Annotated in this window: 1 protein-coding gene; it reads right to left on the reverse strand. The window is 66.3% G+C overall.

Features of this window, described 5'->3' with window-relative positions; translation table 11 throughout:
- Positions 1–656: hypothetical protein (locus tag ACH6CX_RS18500; RefSeq protein WP_396676218.1), on the reverse strand; the 656-nt coding region annotated here is incomplete at both ends.

Raw genomic sequence — 656 nt, forward strand, 5'->3', positions numbered from 1 at the left:
GCCGGCGCCGTCGAGGACATACTCCACGCGCATGCCTTCGCCGTCGACCAGGGCCACCTGGCGGTTGTCCAGGTCGTACTCGTAGCTGGTGGACTGCTGTTCCGGCAGGCCCGGCGCGACGATCACACCGGTGCGGTTGCCGGCACCGTCGTAGGTGAACTCGGTGCGCTCGCCCTCGCCGTTGACCTGGGCGATCTGGCGGTTGTTGCGGTCGTACTCGAAGGACTCGGTGCGCGCCTCGGCCAGCCCCACGGCCAGCGTCTGGCTGCTGAGATTACCGTTGCCGTCGTAGGCGAAGGTGCTGGCCACCCCGAGCGGGTCGACCGTCTGGGTGATGCGGTTGTTCTTGTCGTAGCTGTTATAGGTCACGCGCACATCAGCAGTGCCGAAGGCCTCATGCGCCTCGGCGATATTGCCATTGGCATCCAGCTCGTAGTGGGTCACCACGCCCTCGGCGTCGGTGATGTCCGTTACCCGGTTGGCCTGGTCGTAGGTGTACAGGGTGCTGCGCTCGTCCGCCGTGCCCTGTGCCTCGATCACCGCCGTGCGGTTGCCGCGCTCGTCGTATGTGTACGCGGTCACCACGTCCAGCGCGCTGGTCTCGCTCACGACCTGGTTGATCGCGTCGTAGTCGTAACTGGTGGTGCGGCCGGTGT

The sequence above is a fragment of the Microbulbifer sp. JSM ZJ756 genome, from assembly GCF_044383805.1.
GTDB lineage: Bacteria > Pseudomonadota > Gammaproteobacteria > Pseudomonadales > Cellvibrionaceae > Microbulbifer > Microbulbifer zhoushanensis.